Source organism: Rothia sp. P4278 (assembly GCF_048512945.1).
In the GTDB taxonomy this organism is placed as follows: domain Bacteria; phylum Actinomycetota; class Actinomycetes; order Actinomycetales; family Micrococcaceae; genus Rothia.
The window spans coordinates 1-17,165 of the sequence record NZ_JBLXXU010000007.1; the positions used below are offsets into that span (position 1 = coordinate 1).

Annotated in this window: 17 protein-coding genes; 7 read left to right on the plus strand and 10 right to left on the minus strand. The window is 58.6% G+C overall.

Annotated elements, in window-relative coordinates:
- Nucleotides 1–55 precede the first annotated feature (55 nt).
- The 4 genes from ACN085_RS10370 to ACN085_RS10385 are packed head-to-tail and all read right to left on the minus strand — an operon-like array spanning nucleotide 56 to nucleotide 3,299.
- Nucleotides 56–976 (minus strand): amino acid ABC transporter permease, encoded by a 921-nt coding sequence (locus tag ACN085_RS10370; protein WP_419099418.1) that lies wholly within the window; start codon nucleotides 974–976, stop codon nucleotides 56–58.
- Nucleotides 973–1,656, minus strand: coding sequence for an amino acid ABC transporter permease (locus tag ACN085_RS10375; RefSeq protein ID WP_419099419.1), 684 nt, complete (start codon nucleotides 1,654–1,656; stop codon nucleotides 973–975). Before ACN085_RS10375 ends, ACN085_RS10370 begins: the two co-directional genes overlap by 4 nt.
- A 54-nt stretch (nucleotides 1,657–1,710) precedes the next feature.
- Nucleotides 1,711–2,559: a glutamate ABC transporter substrate-binding protein gene (locus ACN085_RS10380; protein ID WP_419111484.1), complete on the minus strand. Its 849-nt coding sequence runs from the start codon at nucleotides 2,557–2,559 to the stop codon at nucleotides 1,711–1,713.
- A gap of 11 nt (nucleotides 2,560–2,570) precedes the next feature.
- Complete coding sequence (locus ACN085_RS10385) at nucleotides 2,571–3,299, minus strand: amino acid ABC transporter ATP-binding protein (RefSeq protein WP_419099454.1); 729 nt, start codon at nucleotides 3,297–3,299, stop codon at nucleotides 2,571–2,573.
- Nucleotides 3,300–3,501: 202 nt separating this feature from the next.
- Between ACN085_RS10385 and ACN085_RS10390 the strand changes: the two genes are divergently transcribed.
- The 3 genes from ACN085_RS10390 to ACN085_RS10400 all read left to right on the plus strand — a co-directional run bounded on the left by ACN085_RS10390 (nucleotide 3,502) and on the right by ACN085_RS10400 (nucleotide 5,446).
- Nucleotides 3,502–3,858 (plus strand): hypothetical protein, encoded by a 357-nt coding sequence (locus tag ACN085_RS10390; RefSeq protein WP_419111485.1) that lies wholly within the window; start codon nucleotides 3,502–3,504, stop codon nucleotides 3,856–3,858.
- 199 nt (nucleotides 3,859–4,057) lie between these two features.
- On the plus strand, nucleotides 4,058–5,158 hold the full coding sequence (locus ACN085_RS10395) for a hypothetical protein (protein ID WP_419111486.1): 1,101 nt from the start codon (nucleotides 4,058–4,060) through the stop codon (nucleotides 5,156–5,158).
- Nucleotides 5,159–5,284: 126 nt separating this feature from the next.
- Complete coding sequence (locus tag ACN085_RS10400) at nucleotides 5,285–5,446, plus strand: DUF3117 domain-containing protein (RefSeq protein WP_419099423.1); 162 nt, start codon at nucleotides 5,285–5,287, stop codon at nucleotides 5,444–5,446.
- Nucleotides 5,447–5,498: 52 nt separating this feature from the next.
- Here ACN085_RS10400 and ACN085_RS10405 read toward each other — a convergent pair whose 3' ends face one another.
- Entirely contained in the window at nucleotides 5,499–6,140 is a 642-nt protein-coding gene (locus ACN085_RS10405) for an O-methyltransferase (RefSeq protein WP_419111487.1), read from the minus strand.
- Nucleotides 6,141–6,254: 114 nt separating this feature from the next.
- Between ACN085_RS10405 and ACN085_RS10410 the strand changes: the two genes are divergently transcribed.
- Nucleotides 6,255–6,620, plus strand: coding sequence for a Sec-independent protein translocase TatB (locus ACN085_RS10410; RefSeq protein WP_419099425.1), 366 nt, complete (start codon nucleotides 6,255–6,257; stop codon nucleotides 6,618–6,620).
- A gap of 111 nt (nucleotides 6,621–6,731) precedes the next feature.
- On the opposite strand, the gene ACN085_RS10415 is transcribed toward ACN085_RS10410, so the two are convergent.
- From ACN085_RS10415 to ACN085_RS10425, 3 genes are read right to left on the minus strand one after another with little or no spacing between them, the layout of a single operon-like run.
- Nucleotides 6,732–7,865 (minus strand): P-loop NTPase, encoded by a 1,134-nt coding sequence (locus ACN085_RS10415; protein ID WP_419111488.1) that lies wholly within the window; start codon nucleotides 7,863–7,865, stop codon nucleotides 6,732–6,734.
- Between the two features lie 15 nt (nucleotides 7,866–7,880).
- A complete protein-coding gene (locus ACN085_RS10420) occupies nucleotides 7,881–8,573 on the minus strand; it encodes a DUF1003 domain-containing protein (RefSeq protein ID WP_419111489.1) in 693 nt (230 codons plus the stop codon).
- The gene (locus ACN085_RS10425; protein WP_419104642.1) at nucleotides 8,566–9,873 is read right to left on the minus strand and encodes a magnesium transporter MgtE N-terminal domain-containing protein; all 1,308 of its coding nucleotides are present in this window, start codon (nucleotides 9,871–9,873) and stop codon (nucleotides 8,566–8,568) included. Before ACN085_RS10425 ends, ACN085_RS10420 begins: the two co-directional genes overlap by 8 nt.
- Before the next feature lie 176 nt (nucleotides 9,874–10,049).
- Here ACN085_RS10425 and ACN085_RS10430 point away from each other — a divergent pair, with 176 nt between their 5' ends.
- On the plus strand, nucleotides 10,050–11,096 hold the full coding sequence (locus tag ACN085_RS10430) for a general stress protein (RefSeq protein WP_419111490.1): 1,047 nt from the start codon (nucleotides 10,050–10,052) through the stop codon (nucleotides 11,094–11,096).
- 110 nt (nucleotides 11,097–11,206) lie between these two features.
- Here ACN085_RS10430 and ACN085_RS10435 read toward each other — a convergent pair whose 3' ends face one another.
- Nucleotides 11,207–12,757, minus strand: coding sequence for an aminopeptidase P family protein (locus tag ACN085_RS10435; RefSeq protein WP_419111491.1), 1,551 nt, complete (start codon nucleotides 12,755–12,757; stop codon nucleotides 11,207–11,209).
- 136 nt (nucleotides 12,758–12,893) lie between these two features.
- On the opposite strand from ACN085_RS10435, the gene ACN085_RS10440 reads away from it, so the two are divergent.
- Together ACN085_RS10440 and ACN085_RS10445 are read left to right on the plus strand one after the other, a co-directional pair.
- A complete protein-coding gene (locus tag ACN085_RS10440) occupies nucleotides 12,894–13,742 on the plus strand; it encodes a PHP domain-containing protein (protein ID WP_419111492.1) in 849 nt (282 codons plus the stop codon).
- 52 nt (nucleotides 13,743–13,794) lie between these two features.
- Complete coding sequence (locus ACN085_RS10445; protein ID WP_419111493.1) at nucleotides 13,795–15,228, plus strand: GuaB1 family IMP dehydrogenase-related protein; 1,434 nt, start codon at nucleotides 13,795–13,797, stop codon at nucleotides 15,226–15,228.
- 130 nt (nucleotides 15,229–15,358) lie between these two features.
- On the opposite strand, the gene ACN085_RS10450 is transcribed toward ACN085_RS10445, so the two are convergent.
- On the minus strand, nucleotides 15,359–16,918 hold the full coding sequence (locus ACN085_RS10450) for a DEAD/DEAH box helicase (RefSeq protein ID WP_419111494.1): 1,560 nt from the start codon (nucleotides 16,916–16,918) through the stop codon (nucleotides 15,359–15,361).
- Between the last annotated feature and the right edge of the window lie 247 nt (nucleotides 16,919–17,165).

Consider the following 17,165-nt stretch of genomic DNA (forward strand, 5'->3'; position numbering starts at 1 on the left):
CCGAGTAGACCCCCGGATCCCCCCGCCTCTTCAATGCCCTAGGGCTAGCAGAAGACTAGGCCTTGGGGATCTTGAACATCATCTCGGTCTTGGGGCGAGGATCATCGACCTCACCCGGGACACCGTCCGCATGCTTAATATCTACATCCGAATGGGAACTCAGGAACCCTGAGAGCCACTCAGCTAGCAGAGTCAGGGCGAAGTTGATGACCACGAAGATGAGGGCGGCCAGCAGGAGCATTTGCAGGATATTGCCCTCACCAGAGCCGAAGCGGCGGGCAGCCGCTAGAAGCTCGGGGTAGGAAATGATGTAACCCAGAGCGGTATCTTTCAGAATGACCACGAACTGCGAGAGCAGCGAGGGCATCATAGCGGTCAGTGCCTGGGGCACTAGAATCAGGGTTAGCACCTTCCAGGGGGTCATACCGATAGCTAGCCCCGCTTCGCCCTGGCCCTTGGGGAGCTGGTGCACACCCGAGCGCAGGAGCTCCGCAATCACCGAGCCGTTGTAGAGGGTAAGCCCCAGAACAACAGCAACGAAGGGGAGCTGGGAAGGCGCTAGGATGTTGAGCTTGCCCAGGAAGAGCCAGAAGAAAATCATCATCATCAGGACCGGGACCGCGCGGAAGAACTCGACCACTACGGTGCCAAAGCCACGAATCAGTTTATTGGGTGATAGGCGGGCCAGACCGAAGAAAAGACCGAACAGCACCGAAGTGATCACTGAGAGCAGGGCTGCGGCTAGGGTTTTGCCGAGCGCGGGCAGAATGTAGTTGGCCCAGAGGTTGCCTGAGAAGAGCGAAGTCCACTTGTCGGCTTCCAACTGGCCCTGGCGGTTCATGACAACCAGGACGTAGGCCAAACCTGCAGCCAGCAGGACCAGGGCTACAAGGTTGAAAATCTTGGTGCGGGCTCGGGCCTTGGGGCCGGGTACGTCAAAGAGCACCGAGGTTGAGGTCATACGCTTACTGCTCATCGCTTCACCGCCAATCTACGAGAGGCCCAGGTGGTGAGAAGGCCGATGGGGACAACAATAATCACAAAGCCCATAGCAAAGACAAAGAAGATCATGAAGATGAGGTCAGAGTTGAACTCGATCATGGATTTCATCATGCCGGAGGCTTCAGCCACCGAAGCCACGGTGGCCACGGTGGTGTTCTTAGCCAGAGCAATCAGGGTGTTACCTAGAGGGGTAATCGACCCGCGAAGAGCCTGGGGGAAGATGATGTAGCGGGCTGTGGGCAAGAAGCCCAGGCCAATAGCGCGGGCTGCTTCTGCCTGCCCCACTGGTACGGTGTTGACGCCGGAGCGGATAGCCTCGCAGACGAAAGCCGCATGGTAGATTGCCAGCACAATAACGGCGTAGATAAAGAAGTTCAGCTCAAACGATGTTGCCAGTGAGAGCTGGAACTGAGTCCACACGCCCAAGATTGCCAGGGTCATCAGAATGGTCAGCGGGGTATTGCGGACCAGGTGCACATAGGCGGTACCGGCCCAGCGCAAAGAAGGCACTGGGGAGATACGCATAAGTGCCAGGAGCGATCCAAGGACAAACGAACCGATCGCTGCCCAGAAGGTCAGCTGTAGGTTGGTCCAGAAAGCTCCGATGACATCGTAGGTGGCAAAGAGCGTGGAGAGCTGTTCAGAGAACGACATGAAAGCCTCCAAATAAAGAAAGTTTAGTGTGTAAAAGATGGAATAAGCGGTGGGTTACTTAGGTTCAACGGTGGCGCAGGAGTCGCCCAGAACCGGAGGGTTCAGCTCGGTATCGTAAGCGTAGCCCGATGCGCCGACATTCTTCTCGAGGGCTTCTTCCCAGGCCCCGGTTTCGACCATCTTGTTGATGGCTGCATTGATTGCGGAGCACTTATCTGAGCCCTTGGGCAGACCAACGCCGTACTTTTCGGTGGAGAAAGTGTTGCCGACCAGCTTGAGTTCGCCCTGGTTAGCCTTGGTGGAGGCCAGACCTGCCAGAATGATGTCGTCGGTGGTGACCGCATCGACCATACCCGCGTTGAGCGCTACCACGCAGTCCGAGTAGGAGTTCTGCTGCACCAGCTGAACGTCCGAGGAGTACTTGTCCTGAATCTTCTTGGCCGAGGTTGACCCGGTGACAGAGCAAAGATTCTTGCCCGAGAGCGACTCAGGCCCGGTGATATCGGCGCTATCGGCCTGCACGAGCAGGTCCTGGCCTGCTACGAAGTAGGGTCCAGCGAAATCAACGGTCTTGATACGCTTTTCGGTGATGGAGTAGGTCGCAAAAATCATGTCTACCTGGTTGTTAGAGAGCATGTTCTCGCGGTTGGCCGAGGGGGCTTCAACCCACTCAATCTGGTCCTCTGAGTAGCCGAGCTCCTTGGCCACGTAGCGGGCTACGTCGGTATCGAAGCCGGTGTAGTCGCGGCCGTCCTGGTAGCCCAGGCCGGGCTGGTCGTACTTAATGCCGATACGGATGGTGTCCTTGGCACTACTTGAGCCGCAACCGGAGAAAGCCAGGGTTGCGCTAGCTAGGACTGCCGCGCAGGCTACTGCTTTGGCTTTGAGGGTGGATAGCTTCATGGGTGCTCTCCTTAGTGGCCCAGGATCTTACCCAGGAAGTCCTTGGCACGATCGGTCTGGGGATTGGTGAAGAACTGGTCAGGCCTTGCCTCTTCGAGGATTTCACCGTCGGCCAGGAAAACGATTCGGTCGGCGGCCTTGCGGGCAAAGCCCATTTCGTGGGTTACCACGATCATGGTCATACCTTCTCGGGCCAGGGAGACCATGGTGTCAAGAACTTCGTTGACCATTTCGGGGTCGAGTGCGCTGGTGGGCTCGTCAAAGAGCATGACCTTGGGTTGCATGGCCAATGCACGGGCAATGGCGACGCGCTGCTGCTGGCCGCCGGAGAGCTGGGCCGGCATCTTAGAGGCCTGGTTATCGACGCCTACCTTTTTGAGCAGGCTCATGGCAAGTTCTTCGGCTTCTGCCTTGCTCATGCCGCGAACCTTGCGGGGGCCCAAGGTGACGTTTTCAAGAATGGTCTTGTGGGCGAAGAGGTTAAAGGACTGGAAGACCATGCCGACCTCGGCCCGCAGGTTAGCCAGTTCTTTGCCTTCTTCAGGTAGTTTCTTGCCGTCGATGGTGATGGTACCGCTTGAAATGGTTTCGAGGCGGTTGATGGTGCGGCAGAGGGTTGATTTACCCGAACCTGAGGGGCCCAGAAGAATGACCACCTCACCCGCTCCAACAGAAAGATTAATGTCCTTGAGGACGTGGTTCTCACCGTAATACTTATTAACGCCGGTGAGCTGAACCAGTGCATCAGTAGTCACAGAGGTTCCTCCCTTGTGGTGGATATGTGTGCGTGCCGGTAGCATTGAGGTGCTAAAGCACAACCAAAATAGGTGTATGTGCCTTACCTTACCCGTTGGCAGGTAAACAGCTTGTTACACTTTGGGCTACTTTGTGTCGCCCCTGTATCGCTAGTTGCCCATGAGCGGGGTGTATGGGGGCAGCCTAATGACGGGGGAAATCTTGAATTATCTGTTGGTGGCAATAACGTTTGTGGTGATCATGGCTGTCTTAGCCGGGTGTGCGGCGATGGGTAGCGACCGCCTGATTCCGGCCCGCAAAACCCTTAACCACATCAGCCAAGACGGAATCGATATTGTTCCCGCCTCTGAGCCGCCGATCATTCTCTCGGACCGACCCGATAGTGCTGAATTGGAGCGTGTAAGTTTTGCGACCTCCATCCTGGGTTATAACCGTGAAGAGGTGGACGGTGTGCTGGCCAAAACTATTGAGGAAAACAGGCGGCTTCGTGATCGGCTCACTCAGCTGAACGGTGAGAGCGCCCCGGTTGATGCCGATGACTAATGGTTCCCTTCACCGTGATATAGGGGCTAGGGTCAGCCTTGGCATAAGCCAGCTATGGTTTGTGGCAGTTAGCCGGTTCGTGCGGTTACCTGCTATGGCTCAGGTGGCTTTGCTCTATGCTGTTAGCCGGGTGTGGGGCTGGTTTGTTTTCAGTCGTGTTGGTTTACACCAGACAGTGAGCCCCTGGAAGAACTCAGCCATGACCTACCTAGAGTATGTCAATATATGGGATGCTGACTGGTATTCCTCTATTGCCGCGACCGGCTACCCCTCACAGCTACCCCTTGATGCTACCGGGCATGTAGCTCAAAATGAGTGGGCCTTCTACCCGCTATACCCCCTTACCGCAGGTACTCTTACCTGGCTGACGGGCTTGGACTACGCTCTAGTGGCTCCGACCCTGTCATTAATCTGCGGTCTGGGCGCATCCTGGTTTATCTACCGACTGTGCATGGTCTCCCTGGGCAACGGGCAGAGTGCCGCTGAGCATAGTGACCTGGATACCCAACACAGCACCGCGCTGTGGGCAAGCGCAGCGGTAAATTTCAGCGCGGTTGCACCGATCCTGCAAACAGGCTATGCCGAAGCTATGGGTCTGCTCTTCTTAGCCTGGGCTCTCTACCTCCTGGTGGAAGGCCGCTACCGCCTGATGCTGATTCCAGCGCTCTGCGCTGCCCTGGCCCGCCCCATCGGCCTACCCTTGGGGGCAGCTGTGGGCCTATGGTGGCTTATGGCCTTCCTGCACCGCCTCAGAAGCGGTCAGAGGGTGTGGCCTACACTCCGAGAGACAGCCACACAACTTGTGTGTGCCCTTGCAGTCTGTGCCTTTGCCTTTATCCACCCTGCCTACGCCTGGGCTGTCACCGGGCGCCTAGATGCCTACACCGCAACCGAGGCCGCCTGGCGGGCCGGGGGTGAGGACGTGCTACCGTTCTTGCCCTGGCTGACCCAAAGCCAGCTCTACCTTGGCAGTATTCTGGGGCCGCTTATTCTCTTGGTGCTGATAGTGGGCTTTACCCTGTGCCTGATTGCTCCTAGTACCCGAAAGGTGCTCCACCCAGCGCTTGTGCTCTGGTGTGCCTGCTATGCGGTCTACATGCTGGCCTTCTTTAATCCGCAGTCCTCGACCTTCCGCCTGCTTCTACCGCTTTTCCCGCTCCTGCTCCCTGTGGTGGCGCTTTCAGCCTCTCGGGCCTACCGCTGGTTGCTCATGTGTGCAGGGGCGACCCTGCAATTTGGGTGGGTGGGCTGGCTCTGGCACTGGAAGCAACTACCCGGTGGAGGGGACTACCCACCCTAAACCTGTAAGTTTGCTTCGCAAAACCACCTTAAATGCTCCGGTAAGCACTACTATTAAAAGAAAGTGAGCCCGGTTGCACCGGTGCCATCCACTCATAGACTAACCTTCCCCAAGGAGAAGACTCCCATGGCAGCTCAAAAACCACGCACCGGAGACGGTCCGCTCGAAATCGTACGTGAGGGCCGTAGCATCGTAATGCGCATCCCCGTTGAAGGCGGCGGGCGCCTGGTCCTTGATATCACTGAAGAAGAGGTAGAGGCTCTCCGGGTGTGCGTAGAGAATTTCTAGACTTCCTGAAAATTTGAATACCTCGGCCCCATCAGCCGAGGTTTCTTTTACCCTATTTCTTGTAGATCAAGTAGAGGCCTGAGCCCACATACAGTAAAGAGACAAAGACGTCCTCGGTGCAGGCCGCTATATCGTGAAGGACAGATCGTAGGGTAACGGTCACCCCGTCGCGGTCAGTGGGGCTAGCTACAGCACCCCCGGCCAAAGGGTCGTGCAAGATCAGCAGGCCACCGGACGCTAAGAGGGCTAGAGCGTTGAGCACCAGCTGATCTGCCAGTTCGGGACCGGCGTCGACCAGAGCCAGGTCGTAGGAGCCGGGGGAGAGCCTGGGGAGTACTTGGAGGGCATCACCGGTAATAACCCGCACACGGTGGCTCTGCTCCAGCCCAGTCGCGGAAAGTAACGATCGGACGGCCTGGGAGCGGGTTGCATCAATATCGATAGTGGTCAGCGAAGTCCCAGCGGGTAACCCGCTCAGGAGCGCTGCGGTAGAAACTCCAGCCCCGCACCCAATTTCTACGGTGTGCTGGGCTTTACCCGTAGCGGCCAGGATGGTCAAGAGGGCCGCCACAGAGGGCGCGACGGGGGCAGCATCAAGCCGCTCGGCCTGCTCTCGGGCAAGCTCAAGGACCGGCACCTCACGCGGGAACTCTTCGGCATAGACCCAATTCCGGGCCAGATCATGTGACTTCATAAAAAACAACTACCCGCCTTCGACCTGCAAAAACAATAATGATCCTGGGAACATCTTATTCAATAGAAGCTGTTTTATGGGCGTTCGACCAGCCTAAGCTGGTAATCTCTAGGTGTGTTTGGAATTAGTGGTCTTGAATTTATTTTTCTTGCAGTCCTGGTGTTTTTTGTCATCGGGCCAGAACGCATGCCCGAATATGCCCAGCAGCTCAAAGATTTCATTAAGTACGTGCGCCGTATGGCCTTCGAGGCTAAAGACGACCTCAAAGAGACCCTGGGCCCTGGCCTAGATGACATCAACTGGCGACAGTACGACCCCCGCCAGTATGACCCTCGCGTGATTGTGCGTGAGGCTTTCGCAGAAGATGAGGAAGAACGCCGCCAGCAACTAGAGGAAAAAGCTCAGGCTGCTCCCGCGCTTTCTGTGACCTCTCGCTTACCACGGGGGGCATGGGCACCTTTTGATACCGAAGCCACCTAAAAAGAGGCGCCTTAGCGAGCAGCTGGGAGCGGGCAAACAAGTAGAGGGAACCGGCCAATAGGGCCAGTTCCCTCTATTCCTTTAAAGGGCGTAAGGACAGATGGGCAACTTTTAGAGGTTCACGGGAAGAGACTGCCCAGCTAGGCCGCGTGGGCGGTGGGTAATATGGTGAGCTACCTGGGTCAATACCTGTGCCGCTGAGGTCTCGGGAGCGCCCCAGACAAGGGGGATGCCAGCGTCGCCACCCTGGCGCAGGGCTAGCTCAAGAGGAACAGAACCCAGCAGGGGAACTTCATAGCCCAGCGCCTGGCTGAGCGACTGGGCCAGCTGAGCACCGCCACCCTCACCGAAGAGGGGCAGGGTAGTACCGTCCGGAAGCTGCATGGCCGCCATGTTTTCAAGCACACCCACCAGCTTCTGCTCGGTTTGGATGCTCAAAGTTCCCGCCCGCTGGGCAACGTCCACGGCGGCTAGCTGGGGAGTAGAAACGAGTAGAATCTCTGCCTGGGGCAGAAGCTGGGCCATGGAAATAGCAATGTCGCCCGTGCCGGGAGGCAAATCGAGCAAGAGCACATCAATCTGCCCAAAATGCACGTCTGTCAAAAACTGTTCAAGAGCGCGGTGGAGCATGGGGCCACGCCAGGCAACCGGCTGGTCAGGCTTCACAAACATACCAATGGAGATGACCTTGATGGCACCCTTGCCCTTGGGCGCCTCCACTACGGGTGGCAGAATCATATCGTCCATACGGGTAGGGCCTTCGGTAATCCCCAGCAAACCGGGTATAGAGAAGCCGTGCACATCGGCATCAATGATTCCTACAGTCATACCGGCAGACGCGCAGGCAGCGGCCAGGTTGGCCGTAACCGAGGACTTACCCACCCCGCCCTTACCACTGGCAATCGCGTAGACCCGGGTGAGGGAACCTGGCTGAGTGAAAGGGTTCTGCTGGGTATGCCCCAGCTTCTGCCGCAGTTCAGCCCGCTGTTCTGGGGTCATATAGCCAACGGTCAGGTCAATATCTTGGACCTCGTCGAGGGCGCTGACGGCTGTTCGCACGTCCTTTTCAATGGTGCCGCGCAGCGGGCACCCCTCTATAGTGAGCAGGATAGAGATGCTTGCGGTCGAACCTACCAGTTCAGCCCGCTCCACCATACCCAGCTCTGTGATGGGTAGCCGTAACTCGGGATCAATAACGGTGGCAAGGACAGCTTTGAGCCGCTTATTTTCAGGAGTTTTTTGCATGAGAGAGAAGACCGCCTACTCAAAGATACGGTCGATATCCTTTACCATCTTCTTTTTTCGGGCCTTAGGGTCATCTTCACTTTCTACCGCAAGCACACTGCCTGCGGCTGGGGAGGTTGTGAAGCTGGAGCTATGAGGGTCATCTGCCCTGGTGCGGCTGAGAGAGGCAAGATGCTCTGCCCGAGTAAAGAGTTCCTCCTGCCGGCGCTGAACCTCCTGCAACTCCTCCATGATGTCGCGTATTTCGCCGCGGACAAAGTCACGGGTGGCTACCTCACGCAGAGTAATACGCAAAGAAGCGATTTCGCGGGTCAGGTACTCGGTCTCTTCAAGGTTGCGCTGATCACGCTGGCGGTCCTGGCGGGCTACCACGCGGTCACGGTCATCCTGCCGGTTCTGTGCCAGCAGAAGCAGGGGAGCGGCGTAGGAGGCCTGCAAGGACAGCATAAGGGTCAAGAGAGTGAAGTTAAGCGAACGTGGGTCAAACTGCATCTCTTCGGGAGCTAGGGTGTTCCAGCCTAACCAGATGGCACAGAATACAGTCATCCACAGCAGAAACTGCGGAGTCCCCATAAAGCGTGCAATTTTCTCTGTCATCTGCCCAAAGGCATCGGGGTCGGGGTTGAACTGAAAGAGCGGACGGCGTTTCTTGTTCTGAGGGGTTCCTAGTGCTTGGGCTCTTTCATCGCGTTCGCGGGCATCACTCAAATCGGCGACCTACCTTTCTAATCGGGGTGCCATCATCATAGGTGCGCCAATCATCGGGCAAGATCTCATCGAGAACGTCATCGACGGTGACAGCGCCCACCAGCCGGTCATGGTCGTTGATGACTGGGACGATGGTGAGGTCGTAGGTGGCAAGAATACGGGTTACCTCTTCGATACTGGCAGCATCGGTAACCGGTTCAATAGAGGTATCTATAATGTTACCCACCTGTTCGCTGGGAGAGTGGCGCAGTAGACGTTGCATGTGCACAATCCCCAGGTAGCGACCGGTGGGGGTTTCAAGGGGTGGGCGAGCGACCATTACAGCAGCGGCCATAGCAGGTGAGATCTCCTCCTGCCGGATATGAGCCAGAGCCTCGGCCACGGTCGCTTCGGGGGAGAGAATGATGGGGACCGGGTTCATGAGTGAGCCGGCGGTACCTTCGTCGTATTCGAGTAGGCGGCGCACGTCATCGGAATCATCGGGGTCCATGAGTGTCAGGAGCTCTTCGCGCTGGGTGTCTGAGAGCTCTCCTAGTAGGTCAGCCGCGTCATCGGGCTCCATCTCTTCGAGCACATTGACGGCGCGCTCAACTTCCAGGTTCGAGAGAATCTGAACCTGATCCTCTTCGGGGAGCTCCTGGAGGACATCCGCCAGGCGCTCATCCTGGAGTTCCTGGGCGACCTCCACCATGCGTTTGTCGGGCATTTCGTGGATAGCGTCTGCCAGGTCAGCGGGGTTAGAATCTTCGTGGCTGGCCACAAAGGCTGTGGCCGCCTGGGGCTCAAAGTCGGTGGAGAGGATAGCCTCGTGCCAGTCAATAATCAGGGTTTCTTTACGGCGGCGCATCAAACCGCTGTTGCCGCGTGAGATAAAGAGCTCGGAAATGAACCAGTCTCCATTGCGGCGCTGTTCCATGGCAACGTCTTCAATCTGAGCCATGCCGGAGCCGTCACGCAACTGAACCTTACGGTCAAAAATTTCGCCCACAACTAGGGCCTCTGAGCCGCGCTGTTCAAAACGGCGCAGGTTAACCAGGCCCGTCAGAATAATCTGAGTGGAGTCAATGCTGGTTACGCGGGTCATAGGCACAAAAATGCGTTTCTTACCCAGAATCTCAATGACGATACCCACCACAACGGGTTCCTTGAGCTTGGCAAGTGAAGCAACCGCTGAAAACTGGGTGAAGCCGCTTTTGAGCACGACAACATCGCGCAAACGGCCAAGCCGGTCACCGTGGGGGTCAAAGACATCGAGACCTAGTAGGCGGGCAATAAAAATTTTGTTTGGTACGCTACTCACTCTTTCCAGGGTACTCGCCTTGCAGGGGCGCTGCCATGCTTATCTGCGGATATACCCGGAAAATAGGCGCAAACTTACACTGCCCAAGGCTCCTGGGCCGGCTAGCTAGTTCACCTGTGGCGATAACAGGGCGCGCTCCCAGCTAACTCTCGACAAACTAGTCAAAAATAGGGGGTATGGATCAACTCAACGTACCTCCTGCACTGGCTTTGTCCGATGGCGCTTCCCTACCTCCCGGTGAGCTGGTCGCCACTTTCAATAACCGCAAGGAACTCAACCGCGCTCTCGAATTCCTGGCCAGCCAGAAGTTCCCCGTTCACTCTCTCTACGTGGTGGGGCATGAGGTCCGACAGGTTGATTACATTACAGGGCAGGCTACCTATCCCCGTGCCGCTCTAGGCGGCGCCGTTCAGGGTGTGGGCCTGGGCACGCTGGTGGGCTTCTTCAACGCTTTTGTTACCAACACCTCGATCCCGGCGAACCTGCTCAGCATCGTGCCTCTGGCTATTGCCTTTTGCATGATTTACTCCGTTGTCGTGGCGGCTCGAGCCAAGGGGCGCGGGATCCGTACCCGCACTCAGATGCTACCGGCCCGCCTTGACCTGATGGCTATCCCGGCCACAGCCCAGGCTGCCCGGAACCTGCTTCGCGTGTCCGTTCAGCCCGCCCCCCAGTCTGCTGGCCAGCCCCAGGCACCGCGCACCGAGGCCCCCGGACAGAACCAGAACCAACCCGGACAGAACTTACCGCCCTCCCTGCCTGCGCAAGGCCCCAGCCCCCAGCAGAGCGCCAGCCCTGCACCATCTGCGCCTCAGCACCAGCCCGGCCCCCAATGGTTTGATCCTCACCAGCCTCTTCCACCCCACCAGACAGAACCCCAGCCTTTCTTGCCCGGTTTCAACCCTGCAGATCAGGCACAGCAGGGCTCCGCTACCCCCGAGCAACCCGCTCAGCCGGTCTTCACACCCCCGGCCCAGACCAAGTCGGACGGCACCAAAGCCACCAGCAAGTACGGCCTGCGGGTTGAAACCCCCGAAGAATTCGAGGCAGCTATCCGCAAGACACCCACCGCGGACACCTCTGTTAACGAGCGTATCGAGCAGATTCGTGCCGAGCAGAGTGAACAGCGCTACGGACTGCGGGTTGAAACTCCCGAAGAGTTCGAAGCCGCCATCCGCCGGGAACCGGAGCAGGACAGCACAAGGCGTCACAAGACTAAGTAGCCCCGAGTCTGCTACCGGAAGGCAAAGAATAAAGCCCCTGCTAGATCCTCAAGATGGAGCTAGCAGGGGCTTTTGTCCTGGCGGACTCTTAGAAGCAGCCCGGAGGGTGCCTAGCGGGAAATCTCAGCCATCCAGGCCTCAATGCCCTCAACGGTGCGGGGCAGGGCGGCAGAGAGGTTTTCGTTACCGTCTTCGGTAATGAGCACATCATCCTCAATACGGATACCGATACCGCGTAGTTCCTCGGGAATCAGCAGATCCTCTTCCTTGAAGTAAAGGCCCGGCTCAATGGTGAAGACCATGCCCGGCTCAATCACACCATCCATGTAGAGCTCCATCTTGGCTTGAGCACAGTCATGCACGTCAAGGCCGAGGTGGTGGCTGGTACCGTGGGGCATCCAGCGGCGGTGATGCCCACCCTGATCAGACAGAGAAACCTCAGCAGAAACCGGAAGCAGGCCCCATTCGTGCAGGCGGGTTGCCAGAACCTGCATGGCGGCATCGTGAACTTCATGGAACTTACGGCCCGGAACAGCCGCCTTAAAGGCCGCATCGGCGGCTTCAAGAACAATCCTGTAGGCCCTAGCCTGTACCTCACTGAACTTGCCGTTGACCGGGAAAGTACGGGTGATGTCGGCGGTATAGAGGGTATCGTCTTCCACCCCGGCATCGACCAGCATGAGCTTGCCCTCTTCCACCGGCCCGTTGTTAGAAATCCAGTGCAAAATGGTGGCATTGTTACCGCAGGCCGCGATAGTGTCATAGCCCAGGTCATTGCCCTCAATCCTGGCCTGGGAGAAAAAGGCGGTCTCAACCACCCGTTCACCGCGCCGGTGGGCAAGAGCGGCAGGCAACGAACGGATAACCTCAGCAAAACCATCGATGGTCAAATCGACCGAACGGCGCAGGTTCTCTACCTCAAGCTCATCCTTGACCAGGCGCGCCTGGGAGAGAGCCTCAGTCAACGCCGCATCGAGCTTGTCGGACTCTTCTAAATCAACGGCGGTGTTGTAACGGGAGGTATCGACCAGGGCATCAACATTCAGGTCAACATCGCGTACTAGGCGGATCCTGATACCGCCCAGAGCCTGCGGCCCGGCGTTCTTGGTAATAGCGACTTCAAGCTCGGACAGATCAGCGGTGCGGATACCGTACTCGGCGCCCAGAGACTCCAGGGTAGGGCGGGGGCCAATCCAGAACTCACCGTAGCGGGGGTCGCGGTAAAACATCTCGGTGTCCCGACCAGCTAAGGGGCGAAAATACAGGGTAACCTCATGATTCGACCCCTGATCGCCGCTGCCTTCCTCAACTGGCTCGTAGACCAGCACAGCATCGGGCTCATGGTCCACACCCAGGCCGGTCTGGTGGGCAAAAGCGGAGTGCGGACGGAAGCGGTAGTCGGTGTCGTTTGAACGGACCTTAAGAGGGCCAGCGGGGATTACCAGGCGCTCGCCGGGGAAGAGCTTGGACAGAGCGGCGCGGCGGGTAGCGGCAAAATCAGCAGCGCGGGCGCGAGCAGGCAGGTCGCCGTTGGTCGGCGCCCAGTGAGCGGCCATAAATTCGGTAAAAGCTCTTGAACGGGGAGCGGCTGACCGGTTGGTGACGCGCTCTTCGATGGGCTGGTCATCACCGGGGGTGGGGGTCTTATCCTGTGTTGTCATACACACCAGTGTAGTGAGGGCGGTCAAGTACCGTCTAGCAGGACGGGGCCGCACACAAAGGTAGCAACCCGCCGCTCTCTGCAGACTTAGCCAAGCTCATACCCTGACCAAGCTGTTGGCCCTGTAATCTAGGGGTATGTATGACCTGCACACCCATTCCTGCACTTCCGATGGCACCCAGCCCGTAGCCGAGCTGGTTGCTGAAGTAGCCGCGCTCGGTCTGACCGGCTTTGCCCTGACCGACCACGACACCACCGCTGGGTGGAGCCTGGCGCAGGCGGAAGCGGACAAATGGGGCCTAGATTTTGTGCCCGGTATGGAAATCTCCTGTTCAGCGCAGGGCGTGAGCGTCCACCTGCTGTGCTACCTGCACGACCCCCACCACGAAGGCCTGTGCGCGGAGATGGAACGATCCAGGGGCGCCCGCCGGAGCAGGGCTCAGCGCATGGTGGAGCGCCTGAGCGAAGACTACCCGCTGACCTGGGATACCGTACAGGAACACGTGCATCAGGGGGCTACCGTAGGCCGCCCCCATATTGCCGATGCGCTGGTAGCTATCGGCGCGGTCACCACACGAACCGAAGCCTTCCAGCGGGTGCTCACCCCAAGTTCCCCCTACTACATTCCCCACTACGCGGTAGACCCGGTAGAGGCCGTCCAACTGGTACGCCAGGCCGGGGGGGTCCCCGTTATGGCCCACCCCAGGGCACCTTCACGGGGCCGCCTAGCCAGTGATGAGACTATCTACGCCATGATTGATGCTGGCTTAGCTGGTGTTGAGGTCTACCACCGGGACAACCCACCCGAAGGTCGTCAGTGGCTACTGGATCTAGCCTCCCGCCACGACCTGCTGGTGACCGGCTCATCGGACTATCACGGTGCCGGTAAACCCAACCTTTTGGGTGAAAACACCACGGACCCGCAAACCGTAGCCGCCCTGCGCGCCCAGGCTGGCTCTCACCAGAAATTGGGGGAGCAGGTCTAAGCCCCCAGCTAATTCCCGCCGGTCTGTGTGCTCAACCACATAGACTAGAACCATGAAGTTCCTCAACGACACCAAGCCCACCACAGACCTCACCTACAACGACGTATTCATGGTTCCCTCGCCTTCCTCGGTTGGCTCCCGCATGGGAGTTGACCTGCGAACAGCAGATGGAACGGGCACCACCATCCCTCTGGTCATCGCCAATATGACCGCCGTATCGGGCCGCCGTATGGCTGAGACTGTTGCCCGGCGCGGGGGTATCGCCATTATTCCGCAGGATGTTCCGACCGATATCGTTGCCGAAACCATCAGGCGGGTCAAAAGCTCCCACCTGGTGTTCGATACTCCTATCACAGTCAAACCCCACCACACCGCAGGCTACGTTCGTCACCTGATTCCCAAGCGTGCTCACGGTGCTGCAATTGTGGTCGAGGATGACCGACCCGTCGGCATCATTACTCCTAAAGATATGCGCGGAGCCGATAATTTTGACCAGGTCCAAGACCTGATGAGCACCGAGCTACTGACCCTGAACCACAGCGTCACACCCCGCGAAGCCTTTGACATTCTCTACGAGCACTCCCGCAAGATCGCGCCCGTGGTTGATGAAGCCGGTCTACTGGTTGGTGTGCTGACCCGGTCAGCGGCTCTGCGTGCTAGCCTCTACACACCGGCCACCGACCAAGCTGGCTGCCTGCGTATTGGGGTGGCTGTCGGTATCAACGGTGACATCGCCGGTCGCGCGGAAAGCCTGATTCAAGCCGGTGCTGATGTGCTGGTGATTGATACCGCCCACGGCCACCAGGACACCATGATTGAGGCCCTCAAAAAGGTTCGTTCCCTCACCCCCTCTATCCCAATCGCCGCCGGTAACGTGGTCACGGCGCAGGGGGTGCGTGACCTGGCTGAAGCCGGTGCAGATATTATCAAGGTCGGTGTTGGCCCCGGTGCCATGTGCACCACCCGCATGCAAACCGGCGTGGGCCGACCCCAATTCTCTGCCGTGCTTGAGTGTGCCCAAGAGGCTAGGAAGCTGGGTGTGCATGTCTGGGCCGACGGTGGTATCAAAGACCCCCGTGACGTTGCCCTTGCCCTAGCTGCCGGCGCATCCAATGTAATGATTGGCTCCTGGTTTGCCGGTACCCACGAATCTCCCGGGGATGTCCTCCAGGACTCCGAGGGCCGCCTCTACAAGGAAAGCTTCGGTATGGCCTCTCGCCGAGCGGTCATCAACCGTAACTCAAAGACCGAAGCCTTTGAAAAAGCCCGCCGCGAAATGTTCGAAGAGGGCATCTCTACCGCTCGCATCTACCTACCTGAGGGCAGGGGCGGGGTGGAGGACCAGATTGATTCAATTATCTCCGGCGTGCGCTCAGCTTTCACCTACGCCGGGGCTTCCAGCATTGAAGAGTTCAGCGAACGGGCCGTGGTAGGTATTCAGTCAGCCGCAGGCTACGCAGAGGGTCAAGCCCGCTCTACCCGCTAAGCACAGCCACCGGGAGGTCATGAACCCATCCCCGAGCTGAAGCCCGGTGCCCAACAACAAGAATGACCCCCTCCACAAGGGAGGGGGTCATTCTGCCTGTGAGGAGCGCTAGGGGTAAACCAGCGCGACCTTAGCCTTCGCCGCCCTCTACCCGGCGGGTACGGCGGCGGCGACGGGGCCTAGTCGCCGCATTAGCGCCCTCAGCGGGCTGCCCACCCTCAGAACTAGGGCGACGGCTAGAGGCAGCCTTGCTATCGCCCTGAGAGGATGAACGGCGCTCACCGTTACGGCCGCCCCGGCGCTCTGCCGAGCGTGACCCATTGCGGTTCTCACCGCGGCCACGGCGGTCCTGCCCGCCCCTAGCAGGGCGTGAGCCAGCGGACTGGCGACGACCTGGCTCCTGCCCACCAAAATCCTCGGCCGCCTCAGCCTCAAGACCGGCAGCGGTGCGCTCTTCCTTGGGCAGACGGCCCTTGGCGCCCTTGGGGATACCAAGATCTGCAAAGAGGTGGGGAGAGGAAGAATAGGTTTCCACCGGCTCATCAACACCCAGCTCCAAAGCCTTGTTAATAAGCTTCCAGCGGGGAATATCTTCCCAATCCACCAGGGTGATAGCGGTACCCAGCTTCTCTGCGCGACCGGTGCGGCCTACACGGTGCAGGTAGGTCTTCTCGTCCTCGGGGCACTGGTAGTTAATGACGTGGGTGACATCTTCAACGTCGATACCTCGGGCGGCAACATCGGTAGCGACCAGGATATCGACCTTACCGTTGCGAAAAGCACGCAGAGCCTGCTCGCGGGCACCCTGGTTGAGGTCACCGTGGATAGCTCCAGCGGCAAAACCGCGTGACTGAAGCTCATCGGAGAGCTTGGCCGCGGAACGCTTGGTCTTGGTGAAAATAACGGTACGGCCACGGCCTTCCGCGCGCAGGACCCGGCTGACCAGCTCGTCCTTATCGAGCGGGTGGGCACGGTAGATGACCTGTCGGATAGATGCCTTGGTCATGGTCTCTTCTTCGCCGGACTCGGCGCGAATGTGCATGGGCTGGCGCATGTAGCGCCGGGCCATAGTCAGCACGGGACCGGGCATGGTTGCCGAGAAGAGCATGGTCTGGCGGACCTCTGGTACAGCAGAGAGCAGGCGCTCCACATCGGGCAGGAATCCTAAGTCCAGCATCTCATCAGCCTCATCGAGCACAACTATCTTGACCTGGCTCAGATTCAGGTGGTGCTGGCGGTGCAAGTCGATGAGACGGCCGGGTGTGCCCACGACCAGCTCAACGCCGTCGGTGAGTTCCTTAATCTGGGATTCGTAGGGGCGGCCGCCGTAGAGGGTCGCTACTCGCACACCGGTTTTATCGGCGGCTACCGACAGGTCACTACCTACCTGGATAGCGAGTTCACGGGTGGGAACAATAATCAGGGCCTGGGGGGCGCCGGGCACCTTGACTTGCCCCCACTCATCAGACTTGGGGCCAATAACGGTCTGTAGAGCGGGCAACCCAAAGCCCAGGGTCTTACCGGTACCGGTCTTAGCCTGGCCGATAATATCCTGGCCTGCCAATGCGATAGGCAGGGTCAGGGCCTGAATGGGGAAGGGGCTGGTGATGCCTTGGGCCGCGAGCGCATCGGAGATGTCCTGACGAACACCGTAGTCGGCAAATGTTGATGGGGTTTGGTGGTCTGTCACGAATCGTTGTCCTTTGATGTGGCCCAGTCATGGGCAAACGGGGGAGCCGATCGCGGGTTTATCGTGCAGGTGTGAGCCCTATCGACCACATGAGGAACCCCGTAAGAGAACCGGTGGGAGAGCTAATAAGCCAAATGAAAAGTTATATTGTACGACCGGGCAACCAATAACATGCACCATTCTACCGTCTCCGGCATAAAAAAGAAGAGAGGGCCCGCCGCGGGGGACCCCCGGGCCGCCCCCAAAT